The sequence below is a fragment of the Klenkia taihuensis genome, assembly GCF_900112525.1.
GTDB classification, from domain to species: domain Bacteria; phylum Actinomycetota; class Actinomycetes; order Mycobacteriales; family Geodermatophilaceae; genus Klenkia; species Klenkia taihuensis.
On sequence record NZ_FOMD01000007.1, the window covers coordinates 1 to 16,125 of the forward strand.

Here is a 16,125-nt window from a genome sequence, read left to right on the forward strand (position 1 = left end):
TACAAGGGCATGGTGTTCGCGATCATCGGGATCGGGGCGCTGTCGCTGACGGTGTGGGCGCACCACATGTACGCCACCGGCGCGGTGCTGCTGCCCTTCTTCGCGTTCCTCACCTACCTGATCGCGGTGCCCACGGGCATCAAGTTCTTCAACTGGATCGGCACGATGTGGCGGGGCCAGTTGACGTTCGAGACCCCGATGCTGTTCGCGATGGGGTTCCTCATCACCTTCCTGCTCGGTGGGTTGACCGGGGTGCTGCTGGCCTCCCCGCCGCTGGACTGGCACCTGTCGGACTCCTACTTCGTGGTGGCGCACTTCCACTACGTGGTCTTCGGGACGGTGGTGTTCGCCGCCTACGCCGGCATCTACTTCTGGTTCCCCAAGATGTGCGGCCGGATGATGGACGAGCGGCTGGGCAAGGTGCACTTCTGGCTGACCTTCGTCGGGTTCCACGCCACGTTCCTGGTGCAGCACTGGCTGGGCAACGAGGGCATGCCGCGCCGCTACGCCGACTACCTGCCCACCGACACGTTCACCACGCTGAACACGATCTCCACGATCGGGTCGTTCGTGCTGGGGGCCTCCACCATCCCGTTCCTCTACAACGTGGTGAAGTCCTGGAAGTACGGGCAGCTGGCGCTGCGCGATGACCCCTGGGGCCACGGCAACTCCCTGGAGTGGGCCACCAGCTCACCCCCGCCGCGGCACAACTTCATCGAGATCCCCCGCATCCGCTCCGAGCGCCCGGCCTTCGAGCTGCACTACCCCCACCTGCGCGAACGCCTGGAGGCCGAGGCCCACGCCGGCGGCAAGCACGGCACCTACGCGCGGGAGCTGCTGGACGAGACCGGCACCCGCGCCGGGGCCAACGACCCCGATCCGCTGTGAGTCGGCTGCGGGGGGCGTGAACCCCCCGCAGCCGGGGGTAGGCGGCCGGGGTCCAGCCCCGGCCGCCCCAGGAGTCGCTCGTGCCCACCTCCCGCACCCCCCGCACCGTCGTCGTCACCGGAGCCAGCGGGGGGATCGGCCGGGCCACCGCGGTGGAGTTCGGCCGCCGCGGTGACCGGGTCGCCCTGCTCGCCCGCGGCGAGGCCGGCCTGGCCGCGGCCGCTGAGGAGGTCCGCGCGGCCGGCGGCACCCCGCTGGTCATCAGCGTCGACGTCGCCGACGCCGACGCCGTGGAGGCCGCCGCCGACCGGGTCGAGGCCGAGCTCGGCGAGATCGACGTGTGGGTCAACGTGGCCTTCACCGCGGTCTTCGCCCCGTTCCACGAGCTGACCGCGCAGGAGTACGCCCGGGTCACCGACGTGACCTACCTGGGGTTCGTGCACGGCACGATGGCCGCACTGCGCCGGATGCGCCCGCGCGACCGCGGGGTCATCGTGCAGACCGGCTCCGCGCTGGGCCGCCGCGGCATCCCGCTGCAGAGCGCCTACTGCGGCGCCAAGCACGCGGTGAAGGGGTTCACCGAGTCGCTGCTCACCGAGCTCAAGGCCGAGGGCAGCGGCGTGCACATCACCCGCGTCGACCTGCCCGGGGTGAACACGCCGCAGTTCAGCTGGGTGCTCAACAAGATGCCCAAGCGCCCGCAGCCCGTCGCGCCGATCTACGCCCCCGAGCTGATGGGCCGGGTGATGGTGCACGCCGCCGAGCACCCCCGCCGGCGGGCCTGGTGGATCGGCACCCCGACGGTCTACACGGTGCTGGGCAACGAGGTCTGGCCGCAGTTCATGGACTGGTACCTGGCCCGCAACGGCATCGACGGCCAGCTCACCGACACCGACGCCACCCCCTCGGACCCGGTCAACCTGCACGACCCCGCCGACGCCGACCGCGACTTCGGTGCCGAGGGTCGGTTCTCCGACCAGCAGTGGACCTGGGACGCCCAGATCTGGGCCGGCCGGTACCACGGCGCGGTGGCCGCGGCCGCCGGTGCGGGCCTGCTCGCGGGGGCCTCGGCGCTGCTGCGCCGCCGCTCGTGAGCCGTGGTCTGATGCGGGGAGCCCCGGGCGACGGAGCCCGGGCCTGCTCCGGAGGTGCCCGTTGACCCACCGCCTGCTCGTGACCTACGGCCAGCCCACCGACCCGGCCGCCTTCGACGCGCACTACCGCGACGTGCACGCCGGTCTGGCCAGCGCCATCCCCGGCCTGGTCCGGTTCTCCACCGGGCACGCCGCCACCATGGACGGCTCGCCGTGCCCGGCCTACCTGGTCGCCGAGCTGGACTTCGAGTCCGAGGAGGCGATGGGTGCCGGCATGTCCTCCGAGGAGGGCCGCGCCGCGGGCGCCGACGTCGGCACCTTCGCCACCGGCGGGGCGACGATGGTGCACTTCGACGTGCACGAGGTGGCCGTCTGACGCCGTTCGACCTGCCCAGCGCCGGCCCGGACCCGATCCCGGCCGACGTCGCCGCGGCCGCCGTCCGGGGCTACCGGCACGGCCGGCGGCCGCTGTGGTTCCGGCCGCCGGGCACCCGCACCGGCCGCTGGGTGCAGGTCCCGGCGTTCGGCTGGGCCCGGTTCGACGAGGTGGCCACCGGGTCCGACGACGCCGACCTGCTGGCCGCCGAGGGCCTGCACGGCCGGCTCGACCCGGCCGGCTGGGCGCGGGTCGCCGACGGGCTGGTCCGGCTGCGGCCGGTGGTCGACGCAGCCGTGGACCGGGCCGCCGGCCGCACCTTCGGCGAGCTGCCCGACGACGAGCTGTCCGTCCTCGGCGAACCGGGCACCGTCGGCGCGGCACTGCGCGCGGTGCAGCGCGAGCCGGACTTCCCGCACCTGACGGCCGCCCTGCACCACCGGCACCCCGGCCTGGTGCCGCACGTCGACCGGGTCACCCGGCTGCAGCTGCTGCCGCACGTCGAGGAGGGCGACAGCGACCTGCACGCCGTCGCGCACCGGGAGCTGCGGGCCAACGCGGCCGCGTTCGCCGAGCTGTCCGCCGCCACCGGGCTGAGCCCGCTGCGGCTGCACGACGTGCTGGTGTGGCTGGCCGGCTCGCTGCGGCTGGCCCATGCGGTCGCCCTCGGCCGGGAGCTGGCGCAGAGTTGAACCCATGCCGCTGATCACCACCGCGTTCGACGCCACCTCCACCGCCGCCGACGTCGTCGCCGGGCACGACCTCTCCGGCACCCGCGCCGTCGTCACCGGCGGCGGGTCGGGCATCGGGGTGGAGACCGTGCGGGCGCTGGCGTCGGCCGGGGCCGAGGTCACCATCGCCGTCCGCGACCCCCAGCAGGGCAACGCCGCCGCGCAGGACGTCGTCGGCACCACCGGCAACACCTCGGTCCGGGTGGCGCGGCTGGACCTGCTCGACCTGGACTCCGTCGCGGCCTTCGTCGCCGACTGGGACGGCCCGCTGCACCTGCTGGTCAACAACGCCGGTGTCATGGCGCTCCCGCAGCTGACCCTCACCGACCGCGGCTGGGAGACCCAGTTCGCCACCAACCACCTCGGCCACTTCGCCCTCACCACCGGCCTGCACGGCGCGCTGGCCGCCGCCGGGGGCGCCCGCGTCGTGTCGGTGTCCTCCACCGGCCACCTGGCCAGCCCCGTGCACTTCGAGGACATCCACTTCGCCCGGCGCGAGTACGACCCGTGGCAGGCCTACGGCCAGTCCAAGACCGCCAACGTGCTGCTCGCCGTCGAGGCCACCCGCCGCTGGGCCGGCGACGGCATCGTGGCCAACGCCCTCATGCCCGGCGGGATCATGACCAACCTGCAGCGGCACGTCTCCCAGGACGTCATCGACGGGTGGGAGCGGGCGCAGCGCGAGGGGACCGTCACCTTCAAGACCCCCGAGCAGGGCGCGGCCACCACCCTGGTCGCCGCCGTCGCGCCGGAGTTCGCCACCGGCGGGCACTACCTGGAGGACTGCAACGAGGCCCGCACCCGCGGCGCCGACGAGCAGAGCCGTTCCGGGGTGGAGCCCTACGCGCTCGACCCGGACAACGCCCGCCGCCTGTGGAAGGTCAGCGAGGAGCACCTCGCCCAGCGACCCGACGCCGACTGAGCGAGGCTTGCCACTGTGAGCAACGACAAGGGCTACGTGGAGCCCGGCAAGTCCTTCGAGCGCGACACCAACTACATCGAGGACCGCATCCTCGCCGACGGCTCCCAGGGCTGGCCCGTCGAGGCCGACCGCTACCGGCTCGTGGTCGCCCGGGCCTGCCCGTGGGCCAACCGGGCCACGATCGTGCGCCGACTGCTCGGCCTGGAGCAGGCGTTCTCGATGGGCATCTGCGGGCCCACCCACGACCAGCGGTCCTGGACCTTCGACCTCGACCCCGGCGGCCGCGACCCGGTGCTGGGCTACGAGCGGCTGCAGGAGGCGTTCTTCGCCCGCGACCCCGACTACCCCCGCGGCATCACCGTGCCGGCGATGGTCGACCTGCCCACCAAGGCCGTGGTCACCAACGACTTCGCGCAGATGACGCTGGACTTCTCCACCGAGTGGACGGCGTTCCACCGCGACGGCGCGCCCGACCTCTACCCGGAGCACCTGCGGGACGAGATGGACGAGGTGATGAAGCGGGTCTACACCGAGATCAACAACGGGGTGTACCGCTGCGGGTTCGCCGGTGACCAGGACTCCTACGCGAAGGCCTACGACCGGCTGTTCACCGCGCTGGACTGGGTGAGCGAGCGGCTGGGGTCACGGCGGTACCTGATGGGCGACACCATCACCGAGGCCGACGTCCGGCTGTTCACCACCCTGGCCCGCTTCGACGCGGTCTACCACGGCCACTTCAAGTGCAACCGCACCAAGCTGACCGAGATGCCGGTGCTGTGGGGCTACGCCCGCGACCTGTTCCAGACCCCCGGGTTCGGCGACACCACCGACTTCCCGCAGATCAAGCGGCACTACTATGTCGTGCACAAGGACATCAACCCGACGCAGGTCGTCCCGGTCGGCCCGGACACCTCGGTCTGGCTCACCCCGCACCACCGCGAGGAGCTCGGCGGCTCCCCCTTCGGCGACGGCACCCCGCCCGGTCCGGTCGCGGCCGGCGAGGAGGTCCCGGAGTCCGAGGGCGCCGGTGGGTCGACGTCCTACTGAGCTGCTCGCCGTGGCGGTGCTGCTGACCGGCTGCACCGTCGCGGGCTCGGCCACCCCGGAGCGCCGCGAACGCCCCGAGGTGCTCACCGTGCAGGCCACCGTCCCGCTGCCGACCGCCACGCCCTACCCCGGCTACGAGGGCGGGTCGGCGGCGGCGGTGGCCGACGACGGCGCGGTGACCGTGCTGCTCCCCGGCGCGCCGTCCCTGCTGGTCCGGGACGGCGCGGCCCCGGTCACCCTGCCGCCGCTGCTGCCGGGTACGGCCCGGGTGGCCGGGCAGGCCGACGGCTCGGCGCTGGTCACCGGCTCGGACGACGCCGGACCGCTGGCCGTGCGGGTCGATCCGGCCGGTGCTCCGTCGGCGCCCGTCCGGCTGCCCGGCGGACCGGCGCTCGTGGTGGCCGACGGCACCGACGTCCTGCTGGTGACGCCCAACGGCGCCGGTGTCGACCTGGTCCGCGCCGACGCCGCGACCGGGCAGCAGACCGGGAGCGGCCGCGTCGACCTGCCCGGCCAGGGCGCGGTCGGGCCGGTCGCGCTCTCGGTCGCCCCCGACGGCAGCCTGTGGCTGCTGGCCACCCGCGGCGACGGGATCGCCGACGGCACCGCCACGCTGGTCTCCCTGGACGCCGGCCTCGCCGAGACCGGCCGGGTCCCGGCGTCCACCAGCGCCCAGCCGAACTCCTCCTCCGCCCTGGACGTCGACGACGCCGGCACCGCGTGGGTGGTGGTCGGGCAGCGGCTGCCCGGCACCGACACCGCCCTGCTCGAGGTCCGGCCCGGGGACGCCCAGCCGCGCCGGGTGACCGCGCTGCGGGCCGAGGTCGTCGACGTCGCCGTCGACCCCGACGGCGGGCGGGTGCACCTGCTCGGCCGGGTGGACGGGCTGGCGGGGTCGGTGAGCACGCTGGGCACCAGGGCCGGCCGCTTCCTCGGCAGCACCGACGTGTGCCGGGACGCCCGCAGCTCGCTGGCCGCCTCGCCCGACGGCGCCACCCTCGTCGTGCTCGGCGACTGCGGCTACGGCGAGGGACCGCAGGCCGCCGTCCTGCGCTGAGCGCCCACCCTGGCGATCATGGGGCGTGCGCCGACGACTGATCACCCTGCCCGCCGCCGCGCTGCTCGCCGCCGGCTGCACCTCCTTCGCCGACGACCCGGCGCCGTCCGCGACCTCCACGACGGCGACCACCAGCGCGACCACGACGTCCCCGGCCGCCGGGCTCGAGGTCCGCGACCGGACCGACCTCGGCACCGCGGAGTCCGGCGTGACCGCGGCCCGGCTGGCCACGGACGGCGAGGACCGCGCCGTACTGCTCATCGGCTCCCCCACCTCGACCGTCGTCACCGCCGACTCCGCGACCGCGGTCCGCGACGCGGTGCCGACCGACGTGGTGCTCGTGGACGGCGACCCGGTCGCGGTGGCGCTGACCGCCGACCCGGTGGCCACCGACCCCGTGCTCGCACTGGTGCCGGTGGAGGGCAGCACCGCCGGCCCGCTCGAGCTCGACCCGCAGACGACCGCGCCCCGCGGCATCCCGGTGCTCGCCGCCGCCGGCGACGACGAGGTGATGCTGCTGGTCGAGGACACCGACCGCACCGGCGCCCGGGTGCTCGCCGTCGACCCGTCGACCGGCGAGGTCCGCGAGGACGTCGACCTCGACCTCGGCGAGGACGTCGCCTCGGTGGACCTGCTCGGCCTGGCCGCGACCTCGGACGGCGTGGTCGCCGGGGTGGGCGTGCGCGGGTCCGACGGCACCACCACCGGCCGGCTGGTCACCCTCGACGCCGACCTGCAGCCCGACGGCGACCCGCAGGACACCGACGGCGAGCTGCTCGCCCTCACCGCCGACGGCACCCCGGTCACCGCCGACGAGGACGGCAGCGTGCGGGTCGACGGCGACGAGGTGGCCGCCGACCTGGGCACCCGGGTGTCCGGCGCCGCCGTGGTCGACGGCACCCCGGTGGTGGCACTCCGCGACCAGGGCTCCCCCACCGTGGTCGTCGGCGACGAGCCCGTGGCGCTGTGCGACGGCGACGGCGACGCCCTGGCGGTGGGCGCGACCGGCGACGGCGGGGTGCTGGTCGCCGGCACCTGCGACGGCGACGCCGTGCTGTGGACCCTGGGCTGATCAGCCCAGCAGCGGGCCCAGCCGGGCGGCGCAGTCGCGGGCGGCGTCCAGGCTGGCAACCGGCACCTCGCCCCGCCCGGAGCTGACCGCGACGGCGCCGACCAGCTGCCCGTCGGGGGCGCGCACCGGGACGGCCAGGCACCCCACGCCCTCGTGCAGCTGGCCGACCTGCCCCGCCCACCCCACCGCGTGCACCCGCGCCAGGCACGCCTCGAGCTCGACCGACCGGGTCGGCGTGGCCGGCGTCAGGGCGGGCAGCCGGTCGGGGTGGTGCACGACGTCCCGCCAGTCGCCGGCCTCGGCGAGCACCAGGTGGCCGACCGCGGAGGCGTGCAGGTGGGTCTCCACCAGCGCGGGGGCGGCCAGCGGCAGGTCGGGGTCGACATCGGCGCAGCGCACCGCGGCCCCCGACACCAGCACCAGGTGCACCCCGGCCCGCACGCCGCCCCGCAGCTCCGCCAGCACCTGCCGGGCCGCGGTGGGCACCCGGGCGGGCGGCGCGGTGCCGACCAGGCCGGCCACCTTGGCGCCCAGGGCGAAGCCGTGCAGGTCGGGCAGCCGGACCAGGTACTCCTCGGCGACCAGCAGGTTGAGCAGCCGGTAGGTGGTGGCCGGCGGCAGGCCGAGGGCCTCGGCGACCTCCTTGGCATTCACCCCGGCCCCGGCGCGGGCGACCTCCTCCAGGACGGCCAGCGCCGAGCGCACCGCCTGCGGCTGCCGGCCGGTGACCCCGCGGTCGACGCCGGTCACCGGCGCACACCCTGCCCCGGCAGCACCGAGGAAGCCGTCGCCTGGTCGTACACCCCGACCCGGGCGAGCACGTCGGGGGCCCGGCGGCGCAGCACCAGCCACAGCACCGGCCCGGGCAGCCAGGCGAGCACGAACACCACGACCACCGCGCCGCTGCCCGACCACGACGCCCCGGCGACCGCGACCACCAGCACCGCGGCCGACAGCGCCGCCGCGACCGCGCCGCCGACCAGCGCCGGGCGGGTCAGCTCGCCGATGCGGCGCAGGAACAGCGGCATGGCCGCGGCCGCGAGCACGTAGGCCAGCACGTAGCCCAGCGCGGACAGCGTCAGCGACCCGGCGAGCACGTCGCGGGCCCGCGCGCCGCCAGCCAGCGCCACCGCGGGGACGGCGACCACCACCGGCAGGACGAAGGCCAGCGCCACCGACGGCGTGGCGAACCGCGGGTGGGTGCGGCCCAGCGCGGCCGGCAGCACGCCCTCCCGGGACATCGAGAACAGCACCCGGGCCAGCGCGTTGACCGACCCGGTGACGCAGGCGAAGAAGGACAGCGCGATGCCGACGTCCAGCAGCCGGGGCAGCACGCCCAGGCCGTCGGCGTCGGCGAGCTGCGCGACCGGCACGTCGCCGGTGAGCACCTCGACGGGCGCGGCGCGCAGCAGCACCACCTGCGCCAGCCCCGCCGCGACGAACAGCACGCCGGTCACCACCGGCGTCCAGAACACCGCCCGGGGGACGGCGACCAGCGGCCGGCGGGCCTCCACACCCAGCGTCGCGGCGCTCTCGAACCCCATGAACGCCGCCACCGCGAGGACCAGGCCGGTGGCCACGCCGCCGGCGGTCACCGGGCCGTCGACCACCGCGGCGCCGGTGCCGGTGCTGCCGTCGTGCGCGGCCAGCAGCACGCCGAGGACGACGACGACCACGCCGAGGGACACCACCTCCAGCGCCAGCGCGACCCGGGCGGACAGCCGGATGCCGCGCACCGTGGTCAGCGTCGCGACCAGGCCCACCGCGACCGCGAGCAGCGCCGCGACCCAGCCCGGGGGCCGGGCACCGGTGAACGGGACGGTGAAGGAGATGGCGTAGGCCACCGTCCCGACCAGCGCCGACACCGCGATGCCGGCGTAGCCGACCACCAGCGCCCAGCCGGCCAGCAGCGCACCGCCGGGCCCGAGGCCCTTGGCGGTGAAGCTGTAGACCCCGCCGACGGCGGCCATCCGGCGGGCGAAGGCGGTCAGGCACCAGCCGACCAGCGCGACCAGCGCGCTGCCCACGACCAGCACCGGCAGGGTGGCCGCCCCGGCCTGCACCATCACGAACGGCGGGACGGCGACGACCGCGGCCGAGGGCGCCAGTGCGCTCACCGACTGGGCCAGCACCTCGACCATCGACAGGCCCCGCCGGCGCAGCCCGGCCACCGGTGAGCGCGCCGGCAGCTCCTCGATGGTCACGGTCCTCCCCCGGGTCGGTGGTCGGGCAGCGTAGCCACGGACCGGCCCCGGCAGGTGTCCCGGACGCTGTCCCCGAATGAGAATCGCGGCCCCCGGCGTCCCGTTCGGTGTCACGGGGATGTTGCGCGAAGATGACGGACGTGTAACCGGGGTCACGCCGGGAGGGTCCACAGTCGGCGACCACCACCCGCCGTCCACCCCCAGGAGCCCCCGTGGCCACCGTCTCGGAACCTGCAGCACCCGCCCCCGCGGGCCACCGTCTGACCGGCCGGCTCGGCGTCGGTGCCATCGTGTTCATGGTCGTGGCGGCAGCCGCGCCGCTGACCGTCGTCGCCGGCACCGTGCCCATCGGCATCGCCGCCGGCAACGGCCCCGGCTACCCGGCCACCTACCTGGTGTCGGCCGTGGTGCTCGCCTTCTTCGCCGTCGGGTTCACCGCGATGACCCGGCACGTGCCGAACGCCGGCGCCTTCTACTCCTACATCGGCGTGGGCCTGGGCCGCGGCTGGGGCCTGGGCAGCGCGCTGGTCGCCCTGGTCAGCTACGTGACGGTGCAGGGCGCCGTCCTGGGCTACATCGGCTTCGCCCTCGGCGGGCTGGTCGAGGGCTACGGCGGCCCGGCGCTGCCCTGGTGGCTGTGGACCTTCCTGGTCCTGGCGATCACCGCCGTCCTCGGCTTCCGGCACATCGAGCTGTCCAGCAAGGTGCTCGGCGTCCTGCTGGTCGCCGAGGTCGGCATCGTGCTGGTGCTCGACGCCGTCGTGGTCGGGAAGGGCGGCTCCGACGAGGGCCTGTCGACGGCGTTCCTGAACCCCTCCGAGGTGCTGTCGGGCGCCCCCGGCCTCGGGCTGATGTTCGCCGTCGCCGGGTTCATCGGGTTCGAGGCCACCGCGATCTTCCGCGACGAGGCCCGCGACCCCGACCGCACCATCCCCCGCGCCACCTACGCCGCGCTGGCCATCATCGGCGTCTTCTACACGCTGTCGGCCTGGGCCGTGGTCAGCGCCTGGGGCGACAGCGCGGTCGTCGCCGAGGCCGCCGCCGACCCCGGCAACATGGTCGCCACCACCGCGCAGCGCTACCTGGGGACGGCGGCCGCCGACGTCATCCAGGTACTGCTGGTGACCAGCCTGTTCGCCGCGGTGCTCAGCTTCCACAACGTGCTGAGCCGCTACTTCTTCTCCCTCGGCAACACCGGCGTCGTCCCCGCCGCGTGCGGCCGCAGCCACGCCCGGCACGCCTCCCCGCACGTCGCCTCCCTGGTGACCACCGCGATCGGCGTCCTGCTGATGGCCACCAGCGCGATCGCCGGGCTGGACCCGGTGCTGGAGGTCTTCACCTGGCTGGCCGGCATCGCCAGCGTCGGCATCGTCGGGCTGATGCTGCTGGCCTGCGTCGCCGTCCTGGTGTTCTTCCGCCGCACCGGAGTCGACCGCCGGCCCTGGCAGACCGTCGTCGCCCCCGGCCTGGGCGTGCTCGGCCTGGCCGGGGTGCTGGTCCTGCTCGTGGAGAACCTGCCGCTGCTCATGGGCGGCTCGACCGCGCTGGGCATCGGCGCCGGCGTGCTGCTCCTGCTCGCCCTCGGCGGCGGGTTCGTGCTCGCCGCCGCCCGCCCGTCCGCCGCCCGCGACCTCGTCCGCGCCACCCGCTCCGACGCCGCCCCGCAGATCTGAGGAGACCCGCCATGACCACCACCGAGAACCGCACCGCCACCCACCCGCTGTCCCGGATGACCGCCGAGGAGGTCGACGCCGCCCGCCATTTGGTCACCGACGCCGGCCTCGTGCAGCCCAGCACCGTGTTCGTCTACGTGGGCCTCGAGGAGCCGCACAAGCGCGACGTCCAGGAGTTCACCGCGGGCACGCCGGTGGAGCGCCGGCTGCGGGTGCTGCTGCTGGACCGCGCCACCGGCGCCGGCCGCGACGTCCTCGTCTCCGTCTCCCAGGGCACGGTGCTGCGCGACACCGAGATCGACGGCGTCGCCGACGGGCAGGTGCCCATCACCGACGCCGAGTTCGAGGCCATCGAGCCGATCCTGGCCGTCGACGAGGCCTGGCAGGCCGCGATGACCAAGCGCGGACTGGGCGTGGCCGACGTCCGCGCGGTGCCGCTCTCGGCCGGGTCCTACTTCGACGACGAGTTCGGCCACCGCGTCGTCCGCGTCCTCGGCTTCCACCAGGCCGACCCCGACGACCTGCCCTGGGCGCACCCGGTGGACGGCGTCGTCGCCTACGTGGACATCACCCGCGGCGTGACGACGGCGGTGCACGACCACTTCGACCTGCCCGTGCCCGCCGAGCGGGTGTCGCTGCAGGGCACCCCGCGAGACCTCAAGCCGATCGAGATCACCCAGCCCGAGGGCCGCTCGTTCACCGTCGAGGACGACGTCGTCCGCTGGGCCGGCTGGGAGTTCCGGGTCGGGTTCGACATGCGCGAGGGGTTGGTGCTGAACCAGCTGGCGGTCGACGGCCGGTCGGTGGTCCACCGGGCCTCGATCGCCGAGATGGTCGTGCCCTACGCCGACCCCTCACCGGTGCGGTTCTGGCAGAACTACTTCGACACCGGCGAGTACCTCTTCGCCCGGTACACCAACGCCCTGGAGCTGGGCTGCGACTGCCTGGGCGAGATCCACTACTTCGACGCCACGATCGCCGACGAGACCGGCCACCCGCGGGTGATGCGCAACGCGATCTGCCTGCACGAGGAGGACTACGGCGTCGCCTGGAAGCACACCGACATGTTCACCGGGATGGCCGAGACCCGGCGCTCCCGGCGGCTGGTGATCAGCTTCTTCACCACGATCGGCAACTACGACTACGGCTTCTACTGGTACCTCTACACCGACGGCACGATCCAGCTGGAGTCCAAGGCGACCGGCGTGGTGTTCACCTCGGCCTACCGCGGCGACGAGCACCCCTACGCCACCGAGATCGCCCCGGGTCTCGGCGCGCCGTTCCACCAGCACCTGTTCTCCGCGCGGCTGGACATGGCCGTGGACGCCGCCGACGGGTCGGGCAACACCGTGCACGAGGTGGACGCCGTCCGGGTGCCGGTCAGCGACACCAACCCCTACGGCAACGCCTTCACCCGCTCGCTGACCCCGATCACCCGGGAGTCCGAGGGCGGCCGCACCACCGACGCCACCAAGGGCCGGACCTGGCACGTGGTCAACCCGGGCAAGACCAACCGGCTGGGCCAACCGGTGGGCTACGCACTGCACCCCGAGAACGCGCCGGTGCTGCTGGCCGACGACTCCAGCTCGATCCACCAGCGGGCGACGTTCGCGACGAAGTCGCTGTGGGTGACCGAGTACGACCCGGCCGAGCGCTACCCGGCGGGTGACTTCGTGAACCAGCACCCCGGCGCCGGCGGCCTGCCCGCGTTCACCCGCGACGACGCCGAGCTGACCGACACCGACGTCGTCCTGTGGCACACCTTCGGGCTGACCCACTTCCCGCGGCCGGAGGACTGGCCGGTCATGCCGACCGACTACGCCGGCTTCGTGCTCAAGCCGGTCGGGTTCTTCGACGCCAACCCCGCGCTCGGGGTGCCGGCGTCGACGTCGTCGCACTGCCGGGGCAAGGGATGACCACGGTCCTGCCCGCCCGGCTGCGTGCCCCGGTCCTCGGCCGGGCGGCCGCCGTCCTCGCGCTGGCGTCGGCCGCGGTGCACCTGGTGCTGGCCGCGTCCGGGGACGTGTCCGCGGTGGCGATGGCGGGGATGGCGCTGGTCTGCGTGCCGTGCGCGATGCACCTGTGGCGGGCGCCGACGGCGTCGGTGTGGGGCCTGACCGCGCTGGTCGACCTCGGCATGCTGGCGCTGCACGCGCCGGTGGTGGCCGGGCACGGGATGCACCACGGGGCCGGTGCGGGGCACGTCGCGCTCGGGTTGGTGGCAGCGCAGCTGGTGCTGGCCGCGGTGGCGCTGCTGCGCCGGTGATGAGGGGTGGGTCCGCCGCGGTGCGGGCCCACCCCTTGCGGTGTCAGTGCCGGGTGGTGCCGCAGTCGGTGCAGCGCTTGCGGTGGGACTCGTTCGTGGTCGGGCAGTTGGCGCAGGTCCAGGCGCCGCGCTCGAGGGTGCGCATGGTGGTCTCCGGAGCTCGTCGGGATGTGACGAGCGCAACGCTACCCAGACGTCATGACGTCCTGATGAACTCGCGGTTGCGTGTCGAGGACGACCCTCAGGCGCGCGGCAGGACCCCGCACCCGCCGCCGGAGCAGGCGCACCCGGCGCAGGCGGCCGGGACCGCCGGCGCCGGCTCGTTCGCCAGCTTCCGCAGCGCCACCGCGCCGACGAGGGTCGCGATGCCGGCGACGAGGACCGCCACCGCCACGGCGAGGACGGCGAGGGCCGCCAGGTAGCCCGGTCCCCCGAGCACCGCGCCCGCGGCCAGCGCGGCCACCGCGACGGCGACGGCGGCGGCCGCGGCAGCCCGCCGCCGGGCCCGGACGACCAGCGCAGCCAGGACGCCGGCGAGGGCCACCACGCAGGTCCAGGCCGCGACGACGGCCGGGAACAGGGCCAGCCCGACGGCGACCGCACCGAGCCAGACCGCGCCGGCGCCGAGGGCGGCCACCGACCGCTCGACCGAACCCGCCCGGGCGGCGCGCAGCGTGCCCACGCCGCGCAGCACGGCCAGGACGCCGACGCCGGCCAGCATGACGCGCACGCCGGTGTCGGCGACGACCACGCCGACCACCGCGAGCACCACCAGCACGGCACCCTGCAGGGCCGTCCACGGCCAGGACCGCCGGGCCTGCTCGGGGGCCGGGACAGGGGTGGAGGTGGCAGCGCTCGTCACGGGGACAAGTGTCCCCCATCCGACCGGCGGAACCGGTTCGGCTGTGCCACGCTGCCCGGAACGGGGCCGCAGTCCACACCCAGCAGCCGCACGGAGGTCCCCCCATGAGCGCACAGCAGACCGCCGGCCGGGTCGCCCGGTCCGACGCGCTGGAGCACCTGGCCCGCGTCGGGCTGGTCGCCTACGGCGTGGTGCACCTGCTCATCGCGTGGCTCGCGCTGCAGTTGGCGTGGGGCGGTGGCAACGGGTCCGCCGACCAGTCCGGTGCGCTGCAGACGGTGGCGTCCGAGCCGTTCGGCAGGCCGCTGCTGTGGGTGCTCGGCGTGGGGCTCATCGCGCTGGCGCTGTGGCAGGCCGCCGAGGTGCTGCGGTACACCGGCGGGCTCTCCGGGTCCGGCGACGCGAAGAAGAAGGCGGTCACCGGCGTCGTCAAGTGCGTCGGCAAGGTGGTCGTCTACGCCTTCCTCGCCTTCTCCGCGCTGCGGTTCGCCACCGGCGGGGGGTCGTCCAGCTCGGCCGAGCAGCAGCAGACCACGTCGGGCACGTTCGGCCTGCCCGGCGGGCGGTTCCTCGTCGGCGTCGCGGGCCTGGTCGTGATCGGTGTCGGCGTCTACCAGGTGGTGAAGGGCCTCAGGAAGAAGTTCCTGGAGGAGATCGACACCTCCTCGGCGTCGCCGCAGCAGGTGCGGGTGGTCGAGCGGCTGGGGCAGGTGGGGTACGTCGCGAAGGGCGCGGCGTTCGTCGTCGTCGGCGGGCTGCTCGCCTACGCGGCGATCACCTTCGACCCCTCGAAGGCCACCGGCCTGGACGGCGCCATGCACACGATCCTGCAGGCCCCCTTCGGCCAGTGGCTGCTGACCCTGGTCGCCCTGGGCATCGCCGCGTTCGGCGTCTTCTGCTTCTTCCGCGCGCGCTACCCGCAGCGCACCTGACGCGTGGCGGAGCTGCCCCCCGCGCTGAGCCGGGCCCTGGACCGGGTGGTCGCCCGCATCCCCGACCGGTGGCTGGACCGCGCGCACGCGGTGGCCGACCACGCCCGGGAGGTCACCGACCACCCGTGGCTGGAACGGTTGGCGCAGGTCGGGCTGGTCGCCTACGGCGCGGTGCACCTGCTCATCGGGTGGCTGGCGTTCACCGTCGCCTGGCGGGTCGACCCGGACGCCGCCGACGCCGACCAGGCCGGCGCGCTGCGGACGGTGTCGGAGTCCCCCGGTGGACTGGTGCTGCTGTGGGTGATCGGGCTGGGCCTGCTGTCGCTCGCGGTGTGGCAGGCCGGTGAGGTGCTGCGCTGGTGGACCGGGCTGCTGGTCCCCGACCGCCGGTTGCACGCGGCGTTCGTGTGCGCGAAGTGCGTGGCCAAGGCGGTGGTCTACGGAGCACTGGCGGTGGTGGCGCTGGTGTTCGCGGTCGGGGCCCGCTACGACGCCACCGACAGCACGCAGGACCTGACCGACGACCTGCTGGAGATCCCCGGCGGCGCGGCACTGCTGGTGCTGGGCGGCCTGGGGGTGGTCGGGGTCGGGGTGTACCTGGCCTGGCGCGGCTGGACGGCGGGGTTCATGAAGGACATCGACCTGGACGCCGCGCCGGACAAGTACGAGCCGACGATCGCCGCGGTGGGCCGGGTGGGCTACCTGGCCAAGGCGGTGGCCTTCGCCGTCGCCGGCGGCCTGGTGGTGTTCGCCGCGGCCACCCGCGACGTGTCCACGGCGACCGGCCTGGACGGCGCCCTCAACGCCATCGGCGCCGTGCCCGCCGGCCAGTGGCTGCTCACCGCCGTCGCCGCCGGGTTCGCGGCGTTCGGCGTCTACGCCCTGGCCCGCGCCCGCTACCCCGACCGCGACCCCGCCACCTGACGGCGCCCACCACCCGCGGTGGCCGGACCCAGCACCGGCCACCGCACCCAGTCGACGCCGCCACAGCGCACGCCGCA

Annotated in this window: 16 protein-coding genes; 13 read left to right on the top strand and 3 right to left on the bottom strand. The window is 75.0% G+C overall.

Annotated elements, in window-relative coordinates; translation table 11 throughout:
- The 8 genes from BM158_RS20595 to BM158_RS21940 form a co-directional block, all read left to right on the top strand.
- A partial coding sequence (locus tag BM158_RS20595) for a cytochrome c oxidase subunit I (RefSeq protein WP_207506852.1) occupies positions 1 to 888 on the top strand: 888 nt, incomplete at its 5' end.
- A gap of 80 nt (positions 889 to 968) precedes the next feature.
- Positions 969 to 1,982, top strand: a complete 1,014-nt coding sequence (locus tag BM158_RS20600; protein ID WP_091564116.1) for an SDR family oxidoreductase — start codon at positions 969 to 971, stop codon at positions 1,980 to 1,982.
- A 61-nt stretch (positions 1,983 to 2,043) separates the two neighbouring features.
- Entirely contained in the window at positions 2,044 to 2,358 is a 315-nt protein-coding gene (locus BM158_RS20605; RefSeq protein ID WP_091564119.1) for an EthD family reductase, read from the top strand.
- 131 nt (positions 2,359 to 2,489) lie between these two features.
- On the top strand, positions 2,490 to 3,050 hold the full coding sequence (locus tag BM158_RS20610; RefSeq protein WP_229827917.1) for a DUF6308 family protein: 561 nt from the start codon (positions 2,490 to 2,492) through the stop codon (positions 3,048 to 3,050).
- A gap of 4 nt (positions 3,051 to 3,054) precedes the next feature.
- Positions 3,055 to 4,011, top strand: coding sequence for an SDR family NAD(P)-dependent oxidoreductase (locus BM158_RS20615; protein WP_091564121.1), 957 nt, complete (start codon positions 3,055 to 3,057; stop codon positions 4,009 to 4,011).
- A gap of 15 nt (positions 4,012 to 4,026) precedes the next feature.
- Entirely contained in the window at positions 4,027 to 5,058 is a 1,032-nt protein-coding gene (locus tag BM158_RS20620; RefSeq protein WP_091564123.1) for a glutathione S-transferase family protein, read from the top strand.
- 10 nt (positions 5,059 to 5,068) lie between these two features.
- Positions 5,069 to 6,115 (top strand): NHL repeat-containing protein, encoded by a 1,047-nt coding sequence (locus tag BM158_RS20625; protein WP_091564125.1) that lies wholly within the window; start codon positions 5,069 to 5,071, stop codon positions 6,113 to 6,115.
- Between the two features lie 25 nt (positions 6,116 to 6,140).
- Positions 6,141 to 7,187 carry a hypothetical protein gene (locus tag BM158_RS21940; RefSeq protein WP_091564127.1) on the top strand — a complete coding sequence of 349 codons (1,047 nt, stop codon included), beginning with the start codon at positions 6,141 to 6,143 and terminating at the stop codon, positions 7,185 to 7,187.
- Here BM158_RS21940 and BM158_RS20635 read toward each other — a convergent pair whose 3' ends face one another.
- Both BM158_RS20635 and BM158_RS20640 read right to left on the bottom strand, forming a co-directional pair.
- Entirely contained in the window at positions 7,188 to 7,937 is a 750-nt protein-coding gene (locus BM158_RS20635; protein WP_091564129.1) for an IclR family transcriptional regulator, read from the bottom strand.
- Positions 7,934 to 9,391 (bottom strand): APC family permease, encoded by a 1,458-nt coding sequence (locus BM158_RS20640; RefSeq protein WP_091564131.1) that lies wholly within the window; start codon positions 9,389 to 9,391, stop codon positions 7,934 to 7,936. The genes BM158_RS20635 and BM158_RS20640 overlap by 4 nt, the downstream gene beginning before the upstream one ends.
- A gap of 212 nt (positions 9,392 to 9,603) precedes the next feature.
- On the opposite strand from BM158_RS20640, the gene BM158_RS20645 reads away from it, so the two are divergent.
- Genes BM158_RS20645 through BM158_RS20655 form a run of 3 tightly spaced genes read left to right on the top strand, consistent with a single transcriptional unit; the run spans position 9,604 to position 13,330 of the window.
- Positions 9,604 to 11,064: an APC family permease gene (locus BM158_RS20645; protein ID WP_229827916.1), complete on the top strand. Its 1,461-nt coding sequence runs from the start codon at positions 9,604 to 9,606 to the stop codon at positions 11,062 to 11,064.
- An 11-nt stretch (positions 11,065 to 11,075) separates the two neighbouring features.
- Positions 11,076 to 12,980: a primary-amine oxidase gene (locus BM158_RS20650; protein ID WP_091564133.1), complete on the top strand. Its 1,905-nt coding sequence runs from the start codon at positions 11,076 to 11,078 to the stop codon at positions 12,978 to 12,980.
- Positions 12,977 to 13,330 (top strand): hypothetical protein, encoded by a 354-nt coding sequence (locus BM158_RS20655; RefSeq protein WP_091564136.1) that lies wholly within the window; start codon positions 12,977 to 12,979, stop codon positions 13,328 to 13,330. Before BM158_RS20650 ends, BM158_RS20655 begins: the two co-directional genes overlap by 4 nt.
- Positions 13,331 to 13,571: 241 nt before the next feature.
- Here BM158_RS20655 and BM158_RS20660 read toward each other — a convergent pair whose 3' ends face one another.
- Positions 13,572 to 14,192, bottom strand: a complete 621-nt coding sequence (locus BM158_RS20660; protein ID WP_091564139.1) for a hypothetical protein — start codon at positions 14,190 to 14,192, stop codon at positions 13,572 to 13,574.
- A 104-nt stretch (positions 14,193 to 14,296) separates the two neighbouring features.
- Here BM158_RS20660 and BM158_RS20665 point away from each other — a divergent pair, with 104 nt between their 5' ends.
- Together BM158_RS20665 and BM158_RS20670 are read left to right on the top strand one after the other, a co-directional pair.
- A complete protein-coding gene (locus tag BM158_RS20665) occupies positions 14,297 to 15,124 on the top strand; it encodes a DUF1206 domain-containing protein (RefSeq protein ID WP_091564142.1) in 828 nt (275 codons plus the stop codon).
- Between the two features lie 3 nt (positions 15,125 to 15,127).
- Positions 15,128 to 16,048, top strand: coding sequence for a DUF1206 domain-containing protein (locus BM158_RS20670; RefSeq protein ID WP_229827915.1), 921 nt, complete (start codon positions 15,128 to 15,130; stop codon positions 16,046 to 16,048).
- The last annotated feature ends 77 nt before the right edge of the window (positions 16,049 to 16,125 follow it).

Coding starts and splice junctions, on each gene's coding strand:
- BM158_RS20655 (WP_091564136.1), top strand. CDS start 12,977: ATGACCACGGTCCTGCCCGCCCGGCTGCGTGCCCCGGTCCTCGGCCGG.
- BM158_RS20650 (WP_091564133.1), top strand. CDS start 11,076: ATGACCACCACCGAGAACCGCACCGCCACCCACCCGCTGTCCCGGATG.
- BM158_RS20665 (WP_091564142.1), top strand. CDS start 14,297: ATGAGCGCACAGCAGACCGCCGGCCGGGTCGCCCGGTCCGACGCGCTG.
- BM158_RS20615 (WP_091564121.1), top strand. CDS start 3,055: ATGCCGCTGATCACCACCGCGTTCGACGCCACCTCCACCGCCGCCGAC.